Annotated in this window: 11 protein-coding genes; 5 read left to right on the top strand and 6 right to left on the bottom strand. The window is 64.7% G+C overall.

Features of this window, described 5'->3' with window-relative positions; all coding sequences use genetic code 11:
• Positions 1-239: 239 nt before the first annotated feature.
• The 4 genes from VMS96_07585 to VMS96_07600 form a co-directional block, all read right to left on the bottom strand.
• On the bottom strand, positions 240-1,604 hold the full coding sequence (locus VMS96_07585; GenBank protein ID HVP43278.1) for a TolC family protein: 1,365 nt from the start codon (positions 1,602-1,604) through the stop codon (positions 240-242).
• Positions 1,601-4,735 carry an efflux RND transporter permease subunit gene (locus tag VMS96_07590; GenBank protein ID HVP43279.1) on the bottom strand — a complete coding sequence of 1,045 codons (3,135 nt, stop codon included), beginning with the start codon at positions 4,733-4,735 and terminating at the stop codon, positions 1,601-1,603. The genes VMS96_07585 and VMS96_07590 overlap by 4 nt, the downstream gene beginning before the upstream one ends.
• A complete protein-coding gene (locus VMS96_07595) occupies positions 4,735-5,958 on the bottom strand; it encodes an efflux RND transporter periplasmic adaptor subunit (protein HVP43280.1) in 1,224 nt (407 codons plus the stop codon). Before VMS96_07595 ends, VMS96_07590 begins: the two co-directional genes overlap by 1 nt.
• 613 nt (positions 5,959-6,571) lie before the next feature.
• Positions 6,572-8,602, bottom strand: a complete 2,031-nt coding sequence (locus VMS96_07600) for a hypothetical protein (protein HVP43281.1) — start codon at positions 8,600-8,602, stop codon at positions 6,572-6,574.
• A 197-nt stretch (positions 8,603-8,799) separates the two neighbouring features.
• Between VMS96_07600 and VMS96_07605 the strand changes: the two genes are divergently transcribed.
• Positions 8,800-11,256 carry a 2-oxoglutarate dehydrogenase E1 component gene (locus VMS96_07605; GenBank protein ID HVP43282.1) on the top strand — a complete coding sequence of 819 codons (2,457 nt, stop codon included), beginning with the start codon at positions 8,800-8,802 and terminating at the stop codon, positions 11,254-11,256.
• Between the two features lie 52 nt (positions 11,257-11,308).
• Here the strand turns inward: VMS96_07605 and VMS96_07610 are convergent, their stop codons facing one another.
• Positions 11,309-11,797, bottom strand: a complete 489-nt coding sequence (locus VMS96_07610) for an Rrf2 family transcriptional regulator (GenBank protein ID HVP43283.1) — start codon at positions 11,795-11,797, stop codon at positions 11,309-11,311.
• A 443-nt stretch (positions 11,798-12,240) separates the two neighbouring features.
• Here VMS96_07610 and VMS96_07615 point away from each other — a divergent pair, with 443 nt between their 5' ends.
• The 4 genes from VMS96_07615 (at position 12,241) to VMS96_07630 (ending at position 21,537) form a co-directional block, all read left to right on the top strand.
• On the top strand, positions 12,241-15,747 hold the full coding sequence (locus VMS96_07615; GenBank protein HVP43284.1) for a carboxypeptidase regulatory-like domain-containing protein: 3,507 nt from the start codon (positions 12,241-12,243) through the stop codon (positions 15,745-15,747).
• A gap of 134 nt (positions 15,748-15,881) precedes the next feature.
• Positions 15,882-16,880, top strand: coding sequence for a tetratricopeptide repeat protein (locus VMS96_07620; GenBank protein HVP43285.1), 999 nt, complete (start codon positions 15,882-15,884; stop codon positions 16,878-16,880).
• A gap of 163 nt (positions 16,881-17,043) precedes the next feature.
• Positions 17,044-18,717 (top strand): GWxTD domain-containing protein, encoded by a 1,674-nt coding sequence (locus VMS96_07625; protein HVP43286.1) that lies wholly within the window; start codon positions 17,044-17,046, stop codon positions 18,715-18,717.
• Positions 18,718-18,783: 66 nt separating this feature from the next.
• Complete coding sequence (locus VMS96_07630) at positions 18,784-21,537, top strand: bifunctional acetate--CoA ligase family protein/GNAT family N-acetyltransferase (GenBank protein ID HVP43287.1); 2,754 nt, start codon at positions 18,784-18,786, stop codon at positions 21,535-21,537.
• A 69-nt stretch (positions 21,538-21,606) separates the two neighbouring features.
• On the opposite strand, the gene VMS96_07635 is transcribed toward VMS96_07630, so the two are convergent.
• A complete protein-coding gene (locus tag VMS96_07635; GenBank protein HVP43288.1) occupies positions 21,607-22,080 on the bottom strand; it encodes a group I intron-associated PD-(D/E)XK endonuclease in 474 nt (157 codons plus the stop codon).
• Between the last annotated feature and the right edge of the window lie 344 nt (positions 22,081-22,424).

The raw sequence follows: 22,424 nt of genomic DNA on the forward strand, positions 1-22,424 counted from the left end.
TGACTTCGCCCAGCGCCGGATTGTAGATGTCGCCGTAATGGGCAGCCTCGGTCTCGGCCCGGCCGCCGATGTAGTGTCCGATCAGCTTCGCGGTCTGAACTAGCGTCGCCATATCGCTGACTCCGTGATGCAGTGTCCGGAGATTGTCCACCCCCAGCGGCGCGATTGCAAATCCGGAAGCGCTGCCGCGTTCGAGGGGCAGTCGCCCTGATTCGACGAGAATCGGCGCTCGGCCGGTGCTACAACCCCGTAGTCTGAAACTTCAGCGTGGCCATTGCCAGGCGGTAATCGTAGCCGGCCTGGGTGTCGGCGATGACCGCCTGGGTCTGCTGCAGCTGCGCCTGGCTGAGTTCGACGATGGAGCCGAGGCCGAGGTTGTAGCGGGTCTGTGCCAGCTCCAGCGCCAGGTTCGCCTGGGCGAGCAACTGGCGGGTGACGTTCATGCGGTCGTAGGCGCTGTTGGCGTTCAGCCAGCTGGTGGTGACGTCGCGGGAGACACGATTCTGCAGATCGCGCAGCCGGTCGCGGGTGGCCTGGGCGCGCAGGTCGGCCTCCCGCGCCCGGGCGGAGTACAGAAAACCGTTGAAGATGGGTAGCTCCAGATTGACGCCCACCGCTCCATACCAGTTGCTGAGGATGCGGTCGTCGCGCGCCGGCGTGCCGCCCACCGCCCCCAGGGCGCGGATGCTGGGCAGCATCAGGTCGCGTTCCGCGAGGCGGAATTTCTGTGCGGACTGGAACTCGAAGTCCAGCGACCGGATCTCGGGGCGCTGGGCCAGGGCTTCGCTGATGAGCTGGTCCACGTTCCCCGGCGGCGCCGTCAGCGGCTCAGTGCTCTCCACTAGGTAGAACTTCTGCCTGCCGGGAAAGCCAAGCACGGCGGAGAGATTGGCCAGCGCCGCATCGGCGTTGTTCCGGGCATCGAGCAGCAACAACTGGGCCTGGGCCAGGTTGACCCGGGCGAAGCTGGCGTCCAGTTCCGATTTCAGTTTGCTCTTGAACAGGGCTTCGACCTGGTCGGCGACCGTCTGGCGGGCATGGACGGTCTGCTCCGCGACCTTCAGCACCGCCTGCGCCTGGAGCGCTCCGTAGAATGCCTGGTGCACCGCCAGCAGGATCTGCTCCTTGGTGGCCAGGGCATTCTCGGCTTCGGCGCGCTCGCGGAACGAGGCGCTGGACGCCAGGCTCGAGCTGCGCCCGAAGTCGGTGATGAGCTGCGAGATCACCGTGCCTCCGCCGGCGCGCTCGAAGACCGTGGGATTATTCAGGACCCCGGCGGTGATGCGGCTGTTGTCGTGGGCTTCCACCGCGGTGAGATATCCGGTCGCGACCGGCCAGAAGGCGGAGCGGACTTCCCGCGTGACCTGGTGCTGGGCCAGCGCCAGCAAGCGCGCCACCGAGATCTGCGGGTTGTTCTTGATGGCGATCGCTTGCGCGTCGGCCAGCGAGAGCGCCTGATAACCGGGCGGGACCGTGGCTGCCGTCTGGGGCGCAGGTGGGGCCGGTGGCGGAACCGTCTGCGGGGCGGCCGGCGGAGCACCCTGCCCCCAGGCAGTGCTCGCCATCAGCGCCACCAGGAACCAGACCCATCGGAGCCGCCTCATGCCGGCACCTCTGGGGACATCTCGTCTTTCTGGTGTACCCAGAGATAAGCCGAGGGAACCAGATACACGGTCACCACCACCGAGACCAGCAGGCCGCCGATGATGGCCCGGGCCAGCGGCGCATAGGCCTCGGCGCCCGTCCCCAGCTTCATCGCCATCGGTAGCAGGCCGATGATCGTGGCCAGCGAGGTCATCAGCACCGGGCGCAGGCGGATCCGGCTGGCGACCCTTAACGACTCTTTTAGTGTGTGCCCCTCACGCCACAGGGTGCGGGTGAAGTCCACGATCAGGATGCTGTTCGACACCACGATGCCGACCATCATCACGATGCCCATCAGCGACATGATATTGAGCGTGGTGCCGGTGAGCAGCAGCGTCAGCAGCACTCCGGCCAGCCCGGGTGGGATGGCGAACAGGATGATGAAGGGGTCGAGAAAGGACTCGAATTGCGCCACCAGGATCAGGTAGACCAGCGCGATCGAGAGCAGGAGTCCCAGCCCGAAGCTGCGGAAGGATTGCCGCATGCCCTGCACCGACCCGCGCAGGTCCACGCGCACGCCTTCGGGCAGCTTGGTGTCGGCAATGATCTTCTCGATGGGCCCGGTAAGAGAACCCAGGTCCTCCTTCTTCGGAGAGACGTACAGGTCGATGACCCGCCGCAGCTGGTAATGGTCCACCTCGGTGGGCGACTCGATGGGCTGGATGCTGGCGACGGCGTCCAACTGGGTCGGGTGCGCGCCGTTGACCGCCCGCATGGGGATCTGCTTCAGATCGCGCAGGGTGTGGACCGTGTCCTCGGGGTATTGCACCGTCAGCATGTAGTCGTTCCCGGTCTTGGGGTCCACCCAGTAGCTGGGCGCGATCATCTGGTTCGAAGTGAGCGCGGTGATGACGTTATTGACCACCTCTTTCTGGCTGAGGCCTACCAGGCTGGCCCGCTCCCGATCGATGTTGATGCGCAGCGCGGGATAATCCACGTCCTGCGGGACCAAGATGTCGCTCACCCCCTTGAGCTTGCGGATGCGCCCGGCGAGGTCGGCCGCGATCTTAAAGTCACTCTCCAGGTTCGACCCGCTGACCTGGATGTCGATGGGGGCGGGCAAGCCGAGATTCAGGACCGCGTCCACCAGTCCCCCGGACTGGAAGTAGGTGGTGAGTTGCGGCAGGTCCCGATTCATCGCGATACGCATCCGGTTCATGTACTCGTAGCTGCCGACCTTGTGCCCTTCTTTCAGGCTGACCTGGACGAAAGCCGTGTGCTGGGCCGAGTTGGGTGTGTAGATGGCGGCGAATCCCGGAGTGATGCCGACGTTGGACACGATCATGCCCAGCTCGTTGGGCGGAACGATGCGGCGGATCTCCTCCTCCACCTGCCGGATGTAGCCCTCCGTCACTTCCAGGCGGGTGCCGGACGGAGCTTTCAGATTCATGACGAACTGCCCCGGATCGGTGCGGGGGAAATAGGCGACGCCGAGCAGCGGGGACAGCGAGAATACCAGCAGCGAAACCCCGACCAGGCCCAGCGTGGTCGCCGCAGGACGCAGCAAAGAGCGGCCCAGGCTATGGTCATAATGCCGCACCAGCTTCTCGAAGTAGCGATTGAAGGCGCTGACCACGCGCCCCAGACGCGAGGAGGCGACCACATGCTCGTGCACCAGATGCTCTGACTTGAGCAGGCGGGCACAGAACAGCGGCACCACCGTCATGGCCACCATGTACGACGCCAGCATGGAGAGCACCACGGCCAGGGCGAGGGCGGTGAACAGGAAGCGGCTGACGCCGTAAAGGAAGATCACGGGGAAGAAGACCACGATGGTGGTCAGGGTGGCGGCGAGCACGGCCAGGGAGACCTCGCGGCCTCCCTTCTCGGCGGCGATCTCGGGCGGCTCGCCCTTCTCCATGTGGCGGAAGATGTTCTCCAGCACCACCACCGAGTTGTCGATGAGCCGCGAGAAGGCCAGCGCCAGGCCGCCCAGGACCATGGTGTTCACCGTCCCCCCGAAGGCGCTGATCGCCATCAGCGCGGCCAGGGCGGAGAGCGGGATGGAGAGGAACACGGCGCCGGTGGCCCGCATGCTGCCCAGGAACAGCAGGATCATCAGCCCGGTGAGGACCAGCCCGATGCCGCCTTCGTGTAGCAGGTTCTCGATCGCTTTCTTGACGAACTCCGACTGGTCGAACACCACTTTGGCGATCAGTTGCCGGGGCACGTCGGTCAGGCCCGCCACCGCCTTCTTGACCCCGTTCACGACGGCGATGGTATTGGTGTCCCCGCCCTGTTTGAGGATGGGCAGGTACACCGAGCGCTGCCCGTCCACCCGCACCACGTTGGTCTGGATGCCGTGCGCGTCCATGGCCTTGCCGATGTCGCGCACCAGCACCGAAGCGCCGTCCACCGTCTTCAAGGGGAGCTGGTCGATCTCGTCGGTGGTGGGGAGCTGGCTGTTGGTGTACAGGTTGTAATCGACGGAACCGATGCGCACGTCGCCCGCCGGCAGGATCAGGTTGCTGTCATTCACCGTGCGCACCACGTCCATGACGCTGAGCTGGTGGGCCTCCAGCTTGAGCGGGTCCACGTACACCATGATCTGGCGGTACTTGCCGCCGAAGGGCTGCGGCACGGAAGCGCCTTGCACGTTCGCCACCTGGTTGCGCACGGTGTATTGGCCCAGGTCGCGCAACTCGGTCTCGTTCAGTCCCTGCCCCTTGAGCGTGATCAGGCACACCGGAAGGCTGGAGGCGTCGAACTTCAGCACCACCGGCGGCAGCGTTCCCGGAGGCAGCTTGCGCAGGTCGGCCATCGCCAGGTTTGAGATCTCGCTCAGGTCGGCATCGGAGTCGGTGCCGGGCTGGAAGTAGATCTTGATCAGGCTGACCCCGGGCATGGAATGCGACTCGATGTGGTCGATGTTGCTGCCCAGGGTGAAGAACCGTTCGAAGCGCCCGGTGATGTCGGTCTCGATCTGCTCCGGCGGCATCCCGGAATAGAAGGTGGCCACCACCACCACCGGAACATTGATCGGGGGAAACAGGTCCACCGGCATGCGGGCCAGGATGGTGACCCCGACCACCCCGATGACCAGGCAACAGACGATGATGAAGTACGGGTTCTTGATGGCGAACCGTGACATCAGAGTCCGCCCTCCCCGCCGGTGCGGACCAGCTTGGGGGTGACGCGCTCGCCGGTCCGGAATTGGCTTCGGCTGCCGATCACCACCCGCTCTCCCTCTTGCAGGCCGGAGGTGATCTCCAGCCGGTGCGCACCCTCCATGCCCAGCCGTACCTTGCGCTCTTCGAGGCGGTTATCGGACCCGACCACGAGCACGCTGCTTTCTCCGCCGTTGCGGCTCACCGCCTGAACCGGGACGGTGAGCGCGGTGGCCTTGTGCTCCAGCACCAGGTCCACTTCCGCATACATGCCAAGCACCAGGCTGTCCTTGTTCACCACATCGACCTCGGTATGCATGGTGCGGGTCTGCTGGTCGAGAGCATCGGCGAAGCGGGCCACCCGGCCCTCGAAGGTATGCCGGAGCGCCGGGACCCGGACCTGGACCGTGCTGCCGAGATGCACCAGAGGAACGGCCGACTCCGGCACCGGCAGGGTGAGGCGGAACTTGTCGGCCTCCGCCAGGCGCACCACCGGCATGGCCTGCGTGCTGGAGGCGGTGCCCGCCTGGATCAGCGACCCGGTGTCCGCATAGCGCTTGGTGATGATCCCGGAGAATGGGGCGGTGATGCGGGTGTAGGCCTCCATGGCGGCGAGCTGCTGGCGGTTGGCCTCGGCGATGTTCAGCTGGTTGCGGGCTTCCGCCAGCGCGGCCTGCGCACTCCCTACGTTGGCCTCGGATTCCTTGTCCTTGGCCATCGAGTCGTCCAGTTCCTGTTCCGCGATCAGGCCGGGACGCTGCTCCGAGGCCTGTTTGAGCCGGGTGTAGGCGGCGTGGTGGGCCGCATAGGCCGATTCGCTGCGGCGCACGTCGCTTTCCGCCCGGCGGATGGCGTCGCGGTCGCGCCGGATGGAAGCTTCCGCTCCTTGCACCTGCGCCTGCAATTCCGGCACCTCCAGCACCGCCAGGGTCTGGCCTTCCTTGACCCTGTCGCCGACGTCCACGTAGATGGTGCGGATGTAGCCGGCCACCTTGGCATGGACATCGACCTCCTGGAAGGGCCGGAACTCGCCGGAAAGCGTGATGCTGCTGTCGAGAGGATGGCGCTCGACCCGGGCCACGGCCGCCGGCCGCGCGGCGTCTTCCCCATCGGCCTCGGCTTTGCGGCCGGAAAGGCTCCAGACCGCGATGATGCCGCCCAGGACGACCACGGCGGAAACGATCACATACTTGCGGGACAATCTCATTGCGTTACTCAACCTCCTGGAACGCAGCCGCGCCCCAGCGTATAAAACTCCGCCCCTCTCTCGGAGAGAACCGGCGGCCGTGAATGAATCCACTACACCCGGGGACTTACTTCCAAAACCTCATGAATGCGCTATCAAGAATTCAGCAGGCAGGGGGAGGGGGCCGATTATACAAAGGGCTCTGAACGTCAGCTGCGATCGCGGGCTCGCTGGGGGGAGGAAAGTGGATTGCGACCATTCGCCATAGCGGCAGGACGAATCGTGCTACCGGAGGGCTCCAGTCGTGAGAGTCGCGCTCCAGTTGCTGGCGCTTGGGATCATGGCTGGTATGCGTCCATCCATGCTGGTCGCCGCTATAGGCGAAGGTCCGGCCCGCCAGGCTCACCATCAGCGACAGGGCCGCAACCACCACCACCAGGACACGCAGGCAGGCTACCGCCCGCGTGGCGAGGCCGGACCCGGATTGGTCTGCGCGGGCCAAGGGAAGAGGGTGCGGCAGATTATATTCCAACTGTCTGCCGGATAGCGACCGCGGAAAACCCATGAAGGAGGAGCGCCTGCGCAAAAGAAAACGCTCCGGCGCACAGCAACTGCGCGCCGGAGCGTCGAATGGTTACGGGAGATAGTAGCGGAACGAGGTGAAGATCATGTTGTTGATGGCCTTGGGAGCGATGGGATCGGTGGCCCCGCTGTTGGTGCCGCTCCAGCCGATCTTATAGATATAGGAGTATTGGATGCCCCACTGGAAGCGGCCCTTGTCGCCCTGGTAGACCTTGTGCCAGAAGCCAAGGGTGCCTTCGCCGATGACGCGGATATCGCCCGCGCAGGAGCCGCCGCCCGAGGGGGCGCCGGTGCCGGCCGGAGGATTCTCCGTGGAGCAGCCGCTGTTGTTGAAGGTGGGGTTTCCGTATCCGCCCTGACCGGTGGTCTTGATGACCGTTTTCGTTGTCGCAGGAACCCCACCCTGGATCGTCCCCGGGGGAACGCCGATGCAGGCCGGCTCCCCTACGTCGCCGCAACCCGGAACGGCAGGCGTGTTGGTCACGGTCACGCTCTGATAGCCCGCGTAATACGCCCGGGCGGCATATTCCTGCCCCCAGTAGCCGTAAAAGTCCCACTTCTTGTTGGGGTGCAAGGCGAGCGAAACCAGGTAGTGGAGGGTGCGGATGGGGGCCAGGGTGCCGTCGGGCCGCGCGGTGACGTCAGCCAGTTGGGCCGTGCCGAATCGTCCGATGCCGTCGCCAGCCACGGTCTTGAGGCCGAAATCAACCTTCTTACCGAACATCGTCCAGAAGGCGCTCCCGCCCAGGCCGCCCGCCACGCGGGAATCGTTGTACGCTCCCAGCGAGCTGGGCTTGGGGGTCGGATTCACCGGGTCCTGGGGGCAGTTCAGCACCGTCGCAACACCCGGAGGCGGTACGTTGGCGGCGTCGGTGCCGACCACCGCGCAGGGATACACCCGGCTGCGGAAGTCGGAAAGGATGCCGAACAGTTCGTAGTGGCCCCAGTTCCCGCCCGGATCGAAGGCCGCCTTGGCCAAGAAGTCGGGCAGCTTGTTGACGGTGTAGCCGGTGGTGTCCGAGAAGTTGTACAGACCGCCGCCCGCGCCCGGGGCATTGAACCAGAAATTCTGGTCGATGGTCGCGGCGCCGGTGACCGGGGTATTGGTGAAGGTGCTGAATCCGCGGCCGCCGATGGTGGTCTGCGGACCTTCGATCGAGAAGCCGACGGCCACCTTATCCCAGGTCTTTACCAACCGCGCAGCGTAGGCGCGCTGCCAGGTGAAGCCCACCACGTACTGCGGGTCGATCTGCAGCGGGAAGCGCTCGTTGCGGTTGACGATGCCCTTCACGTTCTCGGTCGCCAGACTCCACTGCTGGCCGCCGGTGAACGCCCAGCCGCCGTCGAAGTCCACCCGCGCGAACAATTGGCGCTGGCGGAATACGTAAGAGTTGCTCTGGCGGTTATTGGAGGTGACGCCAGTCCCCAGGAAGTCCATTTCGTAGTAGCCGGAGTACTTGGTGGACCCGACCTTGCCCTCAGCCAGCAAGCTGAGGCGCGACTGGCGGGCCGTGAAGTTGAACTCGCTCAGCTTGCTGAGCGAGTTGCCGCTGTAGGGGATGCCGGTGAACGGCGTGTTGATATCGCCGCTGGTGGTGCGGGTGCGGTTCACTGTTTCCGCCGCGATGAAGCCACCGGGCGTGATGCTGATGCCCTTGAAGTGGATGGTGGTCGGGTGCTCGCTGGCCTCCTTCACCTGCTTCTGCGTCTCCTGCAGGCTGACCGCGGCGCTGGTCGCATTCATCTTCAGGTCGGTGAGATCGTTCTGGATCTTGGAGGTGGATTCCACCGCGCTCTGGGCCTGCGATTGCGCCTGCTGGGCGGCCGCCTGGTTCTGGTCCAGGCGCTGCTGCAGTTGCTGGATCTGCTGATCGCGGCTCTGCACCTGCTGCTGCAGGGACTGGATCTGCCGCTGCTGGCTCTGCAGCATGCTCTTGATCTCGCTCAAGTCGGAGCTGCCGGCGACCGCTGCCGTGGGCGCCGACTTCTTCTTGGCCTTCTTGGGTGTGGCGGCGCCGGTTTGCGCGGCGCCGACACCGAGGACGACCACGCAGAACAGCACGGTGGCCAGGGCTTTCTTCATTTTGCCTCCTGGAATGGACAGAGAGTGATTGCGGAACGGCGCAATCCTACGGAGCGGCTGTTAACAAACGATGAACGCTCTGTGAACGTTCGGTGACCTTTTGCCGCGTGACCGCCGCTCACCACCTCACCCGGGTTCGTTTACTATAGAGGTTTTATCGCGCCTTCGCCGGCGCCCCTGGGGGAGCACTGAAACCGATGTCCACCGTCAGCAAGCCTCTGCCCCAGACCGACCGGGAGCGGGTATTCGACGCTTTCCGTCGCTGGGGCTACCTGGAAGCCGACCTCGATCCGCTGGAGCGTTCCCCGCGCCGGCCGCCGCACCCCGAGCTGCCGTCCGGGGCCGAGGCCCAGGAGGCGCGGGGCCTCTACTGCGGCACCATCGGCGCCGAGTTCATGCACATCCCTGACCCCGAGCGGCGCCGCTGGGTGCAGGAGCGCATGGAAGCCGAGGCGCCCCAGCCTGACCAGGAGCGCATCCTCGACCAGCTCATCCGGGCCGAGCTCTTCGAGCAGGTACTGCAGACCCGCTACATCGGCACCAAGCGCTATTCGCTGGAAGGCGAGTGCTCGCTCATCCCGCTGCTCGACCAAGTGCTCGAGGGCGCCGCCGCGCTGGGCGCGGAGTTCGCCGTGCTCGCCATGTCGCATCGCGGCCGCCTGAACGTGATGATGCACACCGTCGGCACCGCTCCGGAAGCCATCTTCTCCAAGTTTGAGGACGTGGACCCGCGTAGCGTGCTGGGCTCCGGCGACGTGAAGTATCACCTCGGCGCCACCGGCCGGCACACCACCCGCAGCGGCCAGAGCCTGCGCATGCACCTGGTCTCCAATCCCAGCCACCTGGAGGCCGTGGACCCCGTGGCCATGGGACGGGCCCGGGCCAAGCAGCGCCGCCTGGGCGAAGACGGCGAGCGCAAGCTCCTGCCCGTGGTCATGCACGGCGACGCCGCCTTCGCCGGCCAGGGCATCTGGGCCGAGACCCTGAACTTCACCGGCGTGCCCGGCTTCCACGTCGGCGGCACCGTGCACATCATCGTCAACAACCGCATCGGCTTCACCACCAACCCGCGCGAGGCGCACTCCTCGCCCTTCTCCTCCGACCTGGCCAAGCGCCTGCCCATCCCCATCTTCCACGTGAACGCCGAGGACCCCGAGGCCGTGGTGCGCGTGGGGCGCATGGCGGTCGAGTACCGCTATCATTTTGCCAGCGACGTGCTCGTGGACCTGGTCGGATACCGCCGCCACGGGCACAGCGAGGTCGACGACCCCTCCATCACCCAGCCCATCCTCTATCGCAAGATCAAGGATTTCCCGCCCACCTACGCGAATTACGCCGCCGACCTCGCCCTGGACGTGGCGGAAAAAGAGAACGCGATCCGCGCCGAGTTGGAGGAAGGCCAGAAGACGGCGCTGGCCGCCAAGAAGCGGATTCCCACCTTCGTCCTGCCCGAGTACTGGTCGCGCTATAACGGAGGGCTATACAAACCCGAATACGAAGTGAAGACCGGCATTCCCGCCGGTGAACTCCTGCAGTTGGCGGAGCGGCTGACCACCTGCCCGCCGGACTTCCACGTCCATCCCAAGATCAAGAAGCTTCTGGAGCAGCGGCGGGAGATGGGCGAGGGCAAGCGCCCGCTCGATTACGGGATGGCCGAGGCGCTGGCCTTCGCCTCCCTGCTGCGCGACGGCGCCCCCGTCCGCCTCAGCGGCCAGGATTCACGCCGCGGCACCTTCAACCAGCGTCACTCCGTCCTCTTCGACACCGAGGACGAGCATGAGTTCGTGCCCCTTTCCCAGGTCGCCGACGGCCAGGCCCGCTTCGAAGTCTACAACTCCATCCTCTCCGAGGCCGCGGTGCTGGGCTTCGAATACGGCTACGCCCGCGATTATCCCGAGGCCCTGGTGCTGTGGGAGGCGCAGTTCGGCGACTTCGCCAACGGAGCGCAGACCATCGTCGACGAGTTCATCTCGGCCGGGGAGCAGAAGTGGGCCCAGCGGTCGTCGGTGGTGCTGCTGCTGCCCCACGGCTACGAAGGCCAGGGCCCGGAGCACTCCAGCGCCCGCATCGAGCGCTACCTGCAGCTCAGCGCGCGCGACAACATGCAGGTCACCCAGCCCTCCACCGCCGCCCAGTATTTCCACCTGCTGCGCCGCCAGGTGATGCGCGCCTGGCGCAAGCCGCTGGTGGTCTTCACCCCCAAGAGCATGCTGCGCCATCCTGCTGCCGCCAGCGGCCTGCGCGAGCTGGAGCGCGACCGCTTCCTCAACGTCATCCCCGATCCGGAAGCGCGGGACGCGGGGCGCCTGCTGGTGTGCACCGGCAAGATCGGGCACGAGCTGCGCGCCGAGCGCCGCCGCCGCCAGGACCCGCGCACCGCCATCATCTTCCTGGAGCAGCTCTATCCCTTCCCGGAGTCGGAGCTGTCGGCCGCGCTGCAGGCACACCCGCGCGCCCGCGAGGTCATTTGGGTGCAGGAAGAGCCGGCCAACCAGGGGGCGCATGCCTACGTGATGCCGCGCCTGCGGCGCCTGGCCCGTCCGCTCGCGGTACGCTCGGTCAAGCGTTCCCCGGCGGCCAGCCCGGCCACCGGCTCCGCCAAGGCCCACGAGATGGAGCAGAAGACCCTGCTCGCGCTGGCTTTCGCGCAATGAAAGGGCCGGGACCGGGCCCGGCTCTTGTGCTATAGCTCTTAGATATGATTGCTCAGTGCGCCAGCGCCGCCAGCGCGGCCAGCGCCGTGGTGGGAGCCTCCCGGCTCACATCCACTTCCCCATTCTTCTTCCGCCGTCCGTTGACGCCGGAGATCATGCTGATGTTGGTGGAGAGCAGGAAGCCGCGATACGCCATGCTTAGCTCGCGCCACGACTTGTGCGCCGTGCACGCCTCGGTATCGCCGCACGGCTTGGTGCGGCTGAGGAAGCACACTGGCCTGTTCTTCGCGCCCTCGAACAGCTCCACCACTTCCATCAAGTAGATCTCGTCGGGGCTCTTGCTCAGCCGGTAGCCGCCGCCCGAGCCCCGCGCCGTCATCAGGAAGCCGGCATTGCGCAAGATCAGCAGGATCTTGGAAAGGTAGTTGGCCGGGATCTCGGTGGCCCGCGCCAGGTCGCGTCCCAGCACCGCACTCTCTTCGGGCATGCGCGCCAGGTGCGCCAGCGCGCGCAGGGCATATTCAGACGTCGTGGAGATCATCGCTTCTACACCTCTGGATGTGAAGAACCACCTATATCGTGAGCCGGCGCTCCGGGCTGTGACAGCCATCACGTGGCGATGTTCATCAACGTGTTGCGAACTTCGGCGGCGCCCCTGCGGCACTCGGCCGGGCGTCGCGGCCTCTGCCATTCTCTGCCATGAGCCGGGACCTCAAATAACCCATTGGGCAATATAATTGTCATTAACAATCTGGCGTATTGCATTAACTCAGTAATTAATATATTCTGAGCGACCTGGTGCTCCCCTATATGGAATTCCGTAGACGGCCCCAGAGAGCTTCCGGAAAAGCGTAAGAACAGTCCTCGCCTGCTTTCCTAAATAATTGAAAACAATAATCTTAGTTGCTCCCCCTTTGTGGTTGCCCAAGTGCAGTTAGAAGTGCCGGTTTTCCCCTCGTTGTACACACATCTTTAGGAGGCACAATGGAACGTGAGTTCTGTCAGATGTCCAAGCGCCTGGTAATCGCGCTGGTCATCACACTGCTCATCGCCCCTTCGCTGTTCGCCCAGGTCGAATTGAACTCGGAGATCCAGGGCACCGTGAAGGATCCCCAAGGCGCAGTAGTCAGCGGCGCCACGGTGGAGTTGACCGGCTCAGCCATCATGGCTGGGAAGACAACCACCACCACCGATTCGTCGGGGTACTATCGCTTCCCTGACCTTCGTCCCGGCACGTACACCCTCTCAGTGAGCAAGACTGGCTTCGCCACCCAGAAGCTGGCCGTCGGCCAGCTGGCCGTCGGCCGCCGCACCAACGTCGACGTGACGCTGAAAGTCGGCGCCGCGACTGAGATTGTGGAAGTGACCGGCCAGGCTCCCCAGATCGACATCTCGCAGAGCAAGGTCCAGACCAACGTTACCCAGGACATCCTGGCCGACGTTCCGAAGGGCCGCTCCTTCCAGTCGGTCATTCAGTTCGCTCCTGGAGCCCGCGCTGAACCTCTGCAGGGCGGTCCTAACAACGGCGTTCTCGGCTACCAGATCGATGGCGCCACCAACGGCGAAAACTCCTACATGATCGAGGGCCAGGAGACGTCCCACGTCATCGAGGGCGACAGTGAGACCAACGTGCCCATGGAGTTCACCCAGGAAGTGGTGATCAAGTCCAGCGGCTTCGAAGCGGAGCATGGCACCGCCTCCATCGGCGGCATCGTCAACGTCATCCAGAAGCGGGGCAGCAACGAGTGGCACGGCAGCGTCTTCACCTACTACTCTGGGGACAAGTTCGACTCCGCGCCCAATCCCGTGAACCGTGACAGCGGCTTCGACGAGCAATTTCAGCCGAAGAAAGACCACTACCGCATCTGGGAGCCGGGCTTTGAGGTTGGCGGCTTCCTCCTCAAGGACAAGCTGTGGGCCTTCATGAGCACCGTGCCCCGTTTGTATCGCCAGGAACGCACCGTGTTCATGACCTCGGCCAATGCAGACCGCACGTTCTCCCAGGCCCGGGACACGTACTACAGCCTGATCCGCCTGGACGGCAACCCCTATTCCAAGCTGCACGTCTACGGCACCTGGCAGTACAACTACGACAAACTGCAGGGCAACCAACTGCCGGACAGGGATCCCGTCCCCGGCTCTGGGTTCAACCTGACCAACGCCACAGGCCAGGCTGTTCCACCTGTAGCGGGCACCCCTGTGACCAGCATCAACAATACCGCCGGCAACAACGTGGATAACTATAACTTCGGTATCGGCTACAAGGCCCCCAACATGATCCTGGGCGCGGGCGGCGATTGGACCCCCACCTCCAGCATCGTGGTCAGCTCCCGCTATGGCCGGGTCTATACCAACTACAAGGATGTGGGCAGACCTTCGGGGCTTCGTTACGTGATCGAAAACACCACTTATCCCAACGACAACACCGTCGGCGGCGCGGACGCCACCACCCGTGGGCTGGACGGCTCGCTCGTGTCTGCGGCGTGCGCGGCATGTCTGCAATCGGCCAACTACAGCAACATGGCCTCCAACGTCGCCACTATCAGGGACGAGACCAAGCGCACCAGTTGGGGCACCGACGTTTCGTATTTCCGCAAGGGCTGGGGTACTCACAACTTTAAGGCTGGGTACCTGTTAAGCAAGATCAACAACGACGCCGCTGTTAATGCCATCAACTTCGCGCAGGTGTTCGTCAGCTACATCTGCGGAATTGATGCAGGTTGCCCGGGCGCCGGCCACGGGATTGGCAACGGCACGCCCTGGGAGCCGGCCGTCAGCACGGCCAGTTGCCAGGCGATCATTGACGCGAACAACGCCAACGCGGCCTTCGCTGCCAATCCTATCTCGCGCAATAGCTGCCGCGGCAACTTCGGCACGGTCAGCATCCGTGAGGGTGACGAGACCTTCGGTGCGGCCTCCAGCACCACTCACGGCCTCTACGGCCAGGACAACTGGACCATCGGTCACGGCGTGACCCTGAACATCGGCGTTCGCTTCGACAAAGAGCATGTGCCCACGTTCGCAGCGGGCCTGCCGGGCATCGACTTCAGCTTCGGGCAGAAGATCGCCCCCCGGCTGGGTGGGTCCTGGGATGTCCTCCGCAACGGCAAGCTGAAGGTCTATGCCAGCTACGGGTTCTTCTTCGACATCATGAAGTGGGACCTGCCGCGGGGCAGCTTCGGCGGTGACTACTGGCATGACTGCATTTATGCCATGGACAGCGCCAACTTCCTCACCGGGTTCATCCCCGACCGGTCCGGTCCAGGTGGCACCTTCTGTCCGCCTTCGGGCGGCGCGGCGGGCGTCACTACCGGCGGCCGCTTTATCGCAAACGAGAACTTCCGCGTGCCCTCCAACGATCCCAGCGGAGCCTGCGACGCCGTCGGCACTCCGGGAAGCTGCGTGGCCCTGTTGCAGCAGCTCTTCCCCACCAAGCAGCACGAGATCGTGGTGGGCGCGGATTGGCAGATCAAGCCCATGTTGACGCTGGCTACTCGCTGGTCGCGCAAGCGCCTGGACCGCACGGTCGAAGACGCTGCCATCCTCAGCTCAGCTGGCGAAGGCTATGGCATCGTCAACCCTGGCTTCGGCATCGACGCCACCACGTGCACGGGTTGCCCGCCTAACCCCAAGGCCATTCGCCGCTATGACGGCCTGGAGTTCCGTTTGACCAAGGCCGCCTCCAGCAAGTGGTACGGCCAGGCGTCGTACACCTACAGCAAGCTGGAAGGCAACTACAGCGGTCTCACCGCTACCGACATCTCAGATGGCGGCGGTGGACGGCAAGGTGGGGACGTGTCCCGCGCCTTCGACGAGCCCATGTATGCCTTCGACGCGCACGGCGTCCCCATCGACGGGCGGCTGGCCACCGATCGTCCCCATGCCCTCAAGGCTCAAGCTTACTATCGCTTGAAGTACTGGAAGATGGAGACCGTGTTCGGCGGCTTCCAGCAGTTGTACTCTGGCAGCCCGCTGAGCTCCTACCTGGGCGGAGTCTTCGGTACGAACGTGTACCCGGAGGGTCGTGGCAACTGGGTGAATTTCACCAAGGCTGCTAACGGTGACTTCGTCCCGGGCGATATCATCCACGACATGCGCACTCCGGTCTTCAGCCAGACGGACTTCAGCGTTGTTCAGGAATTCCACGTCAGCAAGAACAACGAAAACCTGAAGCTGGGCTTCGAAGCCAACTTCACCAACCTCCTTAACTCGCACACTCCGACGTTCATCAGATCAAGAATCGGCAAGAAGGGCCTAACACCCTGGGATACGCCGGCCAACTATGCGGCTTCGCAGACGACCCCGCCCACAGACGACATTCAAACCCTTTACGCGTTCCTGCTCAACGGGAACTACAACTACGTGAACGAGCTGAACGGCTTGGGCGTCAGGGGCCTTGCCGGACACGACGTCGTCGACCCGCGCTACGGGTTCCCGTACGGCTGGCAGGTCCCGCGGAGCATGCGGTTCAAGATCAGGTTCAACTTCTAACCGGAAGCTGACCTGAACCTTTTGGGCCGGCCGCAAGGCCGGCCCACTTTATTCCCCGGGGCAGAGGTATACTGGAGCCACTGAAACGGCCCCCGCCGCCTTTGGCCCGCCAGCCGTTCCGTGGGGAGATCGCCATGAAAAGGACTCACGTACTCCTGACCGCCTTCGTTCTGACCGTCAGCGGCGTCTGCCTGTCCTGGCAGCAGCGCTTGGCCGTGCCCAAACCCACTCACCTGCGGATCACTGTGACCGACGAAGGACACAATGAGGTACGCGACGCCACCGTGGAGTTGCAAGACTACCTTGGCGGCAGCTCGGCCATGGATCAGCGCAACACCGATCCGAACGGGCGGGCTGAATTCGACACCGTCACCGGCCTGCACCGCGTCCGCATCACCGGCGCCGACATTCAGACTTATGAGGGCGAGATCGACATCGCCCTGACTGAGACTTACCACAACGAGCCCATCCGCGTGCGCCGCAACGCCCGCGGGGGGCAACCGGCCACCGCGGAGGCGCTGGGCTACGTTCCCGCCGTCCGCCTGAAGATCCCCGATAATGCGCGCAAGGAATTTGAACGGGGAAGCAAGTCCCTCGCCGACAAGGATTGGAAGTCCGCCCGCAAGTCTTTTCAGGCGGCCATCGACCTCTATCCGGATTACGACCTGGCCTACAACGGACTGGGGGTCGCCAGCTCGCAACTGCAGGACGTTCCAGCCGCCCGCCAGGCCTTCCGCAAAGCGGTCGATCTCAATGACAAGTTCGCCGGGGCGGAGCGCAACCTGGCCCGCATCACGCTCTCCGAGCGCAATTACCAGGAAACGGCCGTGCTGTTGAACCAATCGCTGGCGGTCGAGCCCGGCGATGCCTGGGCACTGACCAATGCGGCCTACGCCGAGCTCCAGCTGCATCGCTTCAAGGAAGCCGCGGACCATGCGGTGCGCGTCCATGCGCTTCCCCACGACGGCCTGGCCAATGCCCACGTCATCGCCGCCTATGCGCTCGATGCCCTCGGGCAGCACCAGGAGGCCATCGCGCAGTGGAAGCAGTACCTCCAGGAGGCCCCCAAAGGCCCCAATGCCCGGCGCGCCGAGGATGAGTTGCGCCGTTTGACGAAAGCGCCGCAATCTTGAGGCGCTTAGCGGCCGTGAGCGACCTGAGCGGAGCGAAGGGGAGCGGGAGTCCGCTGCCGAAATCCTGAGCGGCGTCTTCGCCGCGAAGCAGCCCTCCGGAGTGCCTCCCGCTGCGGTAAAATAGAAGCTGCACGTTTCTCTTCCTGCCAAGGAGTTGCGGTTCATGTTGTTTCGTCGTGGGTTTGGCATCACGTTGGTTGCGGCGCTGGCGGTGCTTGCGATGGCTCAGAACGGCGCCTCGAAGAGCAGTGGTGATTCCAAGACCGGCGGCAAGCCCACTGCGGCACAGGAGACCGACCCCCTCAAGCGTACCCTTACCCCCGAGCAGAAGAAGCAGCAGAAGAGCCTGCTCAAGGAGCTCGAAGGGCCCTACAAGAAGTGGCTGAGCCAGGACGTCGTCTACATCATCACCGACGAGGAGAAAGGCGCCTTCCTGCGCCTCAGCAACAACGAAGAGCGGGACCAGTTCATCGAGCAGTTCTGGCTGCGCCGTGACCCCACTCCCGATACCGTCGAGAACGAATATAAGGAAGAACACTACCGGCGTATCGCCTACGCGAACGAGCGTTACACCGAGGGCGCGCAAGGCTGGCGGACGGACCGCGGCCGCATCTACATTGTCTACGGGAAGCCGAACACGGTGGTGACCCACGCCACTTCGGAGTCGGGCTACGTACGGCCTCTGGGCTACGGACGCTCCGACGACTCATCCCATAGTCTCGCCCAGACCACCACCACCCGCCCCTATGAAGTCTGGACCTATAACCACATCGACGGGGTGGGCGAGAACGTCAACATCGAGTTCGTCGACACCTGTTCTTGCGGCGTCTATAAGATTTCGATGGATCCTCTGGACAAGGACATGAATGCGGAGCTGGTGGACCCCGCGACCATGATCCAGCCTTGGGCGCGCGATGAGTACGGCAAGGACAAGTTCGAACGCCTGCAGCAGTTCGCTAAGCTCAGTTTGCCTCCGCCCATCAAGTTCACGGACCTGGAATCGGTGGTCACTCACAAGATGAGCTTCAACCTGGTGCCCTTTGACGTGGTCACCGATTTCGTCAAGGTCACCTCGGACACGGCGCTCGTCCCCATCACCGTGCAGGTCAAGAACAAGGTCCTGACCTTCAATCACAAGGAGGGAGTGGCCACGGCGGTGGTCAACATCTACGGCCGGATCAGCACCCTGACCGGCCGCGTCGCCCAGACCTTCGAGGATACGCTGAAGGTCTCGACGACCGAAGAATTGCTGCCGCGCGAGGTGGAGCGGCCGTCAGTCTACTGGAAAGCAGTGCCCCTGCGTTCCGGGCGTTACCGGGTGGATATCGTGGTCAAGGACGTGAACGGCGACCGTGTCGGCAGTTGGAGCCGCGGCATCATGGTGCCGGAATTCGGCGATGAACGGCTGATGGCTTCCTCGTTGATCCTGGCAGATGTCCTGGAAAAGGTGCCGACCCGCACCGTGGGCGCGGGCAACTTCGTCATCGGCGACACTAAGGTGCGACCCCGCGTCCCCGAGCCCGGCAAGCCGGCCACCTTCAATCGCAACCAGGCTGTCAATTTCTGGATGCAGGTGTACAACCTCGGCATCGACGAGCAGACCCACAAACCGTCTGCCACCGTCGAAGTCGAGATCACCAACCTGGCCAATCAGAAGGCGGTGCTGCGCACGGTCGAAACGACCCAGCAGTTGGGCAACGTCGGCGATCAGCTGACCCTGGCCAAGAGCGTGCCGGCCGGCAATCTCCTGCCCGGGCAGTACCGGGTGACAGTCAAAGTGGACGACAAGATCTCCAAGCAGACCGTCGTCCCGACGGCTACCTTCACGGTGGAGTAGCCGCTCTTAACCGGCGGGGCGGCCATTCGTCCTGAGCGCCGGCGCCTCGCCGGGCAGAAAGGACCCATGGCCACGAACACGGTTGCCAAGCCCTCGGGCGCCCCGGTCACCCACAAGGTCCACGACGTCCTGCGCACCGAGCCGCAGCCGCTCGACGCCCTGTTCGCCCCTCGCAGCGTCGCCGTCATCGGCGCCACCGAGAAGGCAGGCACGGTGGGCCGCGCCGTCCTCTGGAACCTGATCACCAGCCCCTTCGGCGGCTCGGTCTTCCCGGTGAATCCCAACCGCCCGCATGTGCTCGGCATCCGCTCCTATCCCGGCATCAAAGACGTCCCTGAGTCCGTGGACATGGCGGTGGTCATCACCCCGGCCGAGACCGTGCCCGGGGTCATCCGCGATTGCGCCGAGCGCGGGGTGCGCGCCGCCATCGTCATCTCCGCCGGGTTCAAGGAGACCGGACCCGCCGGGGTCGAACTGGAGCAGAAGGTGCTCTACGAGGCCCGCCGCGGCCGCATGCGCATCGTCGGCCCTAACTGCTTCGGGGTGATGGCGCCGCCGCGCGGCCTGAACGCCACCTTCTCCCACGCCATCGCCCATCCCGGGCGCATCGCCTTCGTCAGCCAGAGCGGCGCGCTGTGCGCTGCGGTGCTCGACTGGAGCCTGCGCGAGCAGGTCGGCTTCAGCGCCTTCGCCTCCATCGGCTCCATGCTCGATGTCGGCTGGGGCGACCTGATCTATTACCTGGGCGACGATCCCCGCACCAGCGCCATCATGCTCTACATGGAGTCGGTGGGCGACGCCCGCAGCTTCCTCTCCGCCGCCCGCGAGGTCGCCCTCACCAAGCCCATCATCATCATCAAGGCGGGGAGAACGGAGGCGGCGGCGCAGGCGGCCGCTTCGCATACGGGATCGCTCACGGGAAGCGATGAGGTGCTGCACGCCGCTTTCCGCCGCAGCGGGGTGTTGCGCGTGGACACCATCGCCGACCTCTTCCACATGGCCGAGGTGCTGGCCAAGCAGCCGCGGGCCAAGGGAAACAAACTGGCCATCGTGACCAACGCCGGCGGGCCGGGCGTGCTCGCCTCCGATGCGCTGATGGCGGGGGGCGGCGAGCTCGCGGTGCTCCAGCCCCAGACCATCGAGGAGCTGAGCCAGTTCCTCTCCCCGCACTGGTCGCACAGCAATCCGGTGGACACGATCGGCGGCGCCACCGCCGAGGTGTACGCCCGGGCGCTGCGCGCGGTCGCCAAAGACCCCAACGCCGACGCCCTGCTCCCCATCCTGGTGGCGCACGGCATGGCCGATACCACCCAGGCGGCAGAGATCATCAAGGGCTTCGCCGGCGAGCTGGGCAAGCCCATCCTGGCCAGCTGGATGGGCGGAGCCGACGTGGAGGCCGGGGAGCACATCCTCAACAGCGCCAATATCCCCGCCTATCCCTATCCCGAGACCGCCGCCCGCATGTTCAACTACCTGTGGCGCTACAGCTACAATATCCGCGGGCTATACGAGACGCCGGCCGCCACCGACATCGAGGGGCACGACGCGGAGCGGGCCATGACCCTGGTGGCGAAGGCGCGGGCCGCCGGGCGCACGCTGCTCACCGAGCACGAATCCAAGCAGGTGCTCGAGGCCTACCGCATCCCCACGGTGCGCACCATGGTGGCCGGCAGCGCGGACGAGGCGGTGGATCTGGCGCGCCTCATCGGCTTCCCCGTCGTCCTCAAACTGCACTCCGAGACCGTCACCCACAAGACCGACGTGGGCGGGGTGAAGCTCGACCTGGCGGGCGAGCCCGAGGTGCGGGCCGCCTTCGAGAGCATCCGGCGGTCGGTCGGGGAGAAGGCGGGCGCGGAACACTTCCTGGGCGTGACCGTGCAGCCCATGGAGAAGAGGGAAGGCTACGAGCTCATCCTGGGCAGCTCGCTCGACCCGCAGTTCGGCCCGGTGTTGCTGTTCGGGGCGGGCGGGCAACTGGTGGAGGTCTTCGAGGACCGCGCCCTCTCCCTGCCGCCGCTCAACACCACGCTGGCCCGGCGCATGATGGAGCAGACGCGCATCTACAAGGCGCTGGGCGGGGTGCGCGGCCGCGCCCCGGTGGACCTGGCCGCCCTCGAGCAACTGCTGGTGCGCTTCAGCTACCTGGTGGTGGAGCAGCGCTGGATCAAGGAGATCGACATCAATCCCCTGCTGGCCTCGCCGGGACGCCTGCTGGCGCTGGACGCGCGCATCGTGCTCCATGGCTCCGAGATCCGGCAGGACGAGCTGCCCGCGCTCGCCATCCGCCCCTATCCCACGCAGTACGCCGGACCCTGGACCATGCACGACGGCACGCCGATCAGCATCCGCCCCATCCGCCCGGAGGACGAGCCGCTGATGGTGGACTTCCACAAAGGACTGAGCGAGCGCAGCGTGTACTTGCGCTACTTCAACGCCCTGAAGCTGTCGCAGCGCATCGCCCACGAGCGCCTGACCCGCATCTGCTTCATTGACTACGACCGGGAGATGGCGCTGGTGGCCGAGCACCGGCGGCCCGATGGCACGCGCGAGATCATCGGCGTGGCCCGGCTGAGCAAGCTGCACGGGCTGAACGAGGCCGAGCTGGCGGTGCTGATCAGCGACCTCTACCAGCACCGCGGGCTGGGCACCGAGCTGCTGCGCCGCGTGCTGCAGTTCGGGCGCGACGAAAAACTCGACCGCGCCTTCTCCAGCTTCATGGAGGAGAACGTGGAGATGGCCCGCATCTCCGAGAAACTCGGGTTCAAGGTCAGGACTTCGGCGGAAGAGCACATGCTGGAGGCGGAGATCGTGTTGAGCTAGCCATCAGCCGTCAGCCATCAGCCGTCAGGAACTTCCTTTGCCGCGGATGGACGCGGATCAGAACCAATCTCACTTCTGCAATCTGACTTCTGCGATCTGACTTGGTTGTGACCGGAGGAGATGCCAGGCGTCGCGGTATCGCTCGTAGCGGCCGCGGCTGAGGGGCTTGTGGGGGAAGAGGGCGGACATGGTTCCGGTGATCTTGCGGACCGGGATGACATACCAGGCGTCGTGGGGCACGACGTAGCCGACGACGAAGTCGATGTCGCGCGGGCGGTAGCGGCGGCGGTAGGCGCTGTGGGTGTTCAAAGGGTAGTAGCCCTTGCTCTTTGTCCAGCAGGATTTCACCTGGACGCGAGAGACCTTGCAGTCGGCGGTAAAGACCAAGAAATCGAAGATGTGGCTGTCGCCGTAGGGGCGGCAGACGGTGAATCCCAGGCTCATGGCCTTGCTCATGAAAGCGATCTCGGCCCATTCGCCCTTGAGCTTGGGATGTCGCAGACGGGGGCAGGAGCGCGGCTGCTGGCGCTTTAGTGTTTTCATAGATGTTGTCGGGAGAGTAGCTGGTAGCTGGTAGCTGGTAGTTAGTAGTTGGGAAGGACAAAAAGACTCTCCACAAAGGACACGAAGGTCCACAAAGGAAAGGCCACAAAGGGAAACACAAAAGCCCGCGGGGATGGCCGCGGGCTCTTTTCAGTTCCTTCGCATTGCTCAGGATTTCGCCTGCGGGCTCACCCCTTCGCTGTGCTCACGGTCACGCCCGCAAAGCGGCTCAACTTACTCTCTACTTCCAGAATAGCAGATTCGACGGAGTCGGATGCCCCTTTTCCACAGGGCTTAAGTATTGTAGATCGAAGGAGATGCGATTTTCAGGGGCTTGACGAGCA

Source organism: Terriglobales bacterium (genome assembly GCA_035543055.1).
Lineage (GTDB): Bacteria > Acidobacteriota > Terriglobia > Terriglobales > Acidobacteriaceae > JAIQFD01.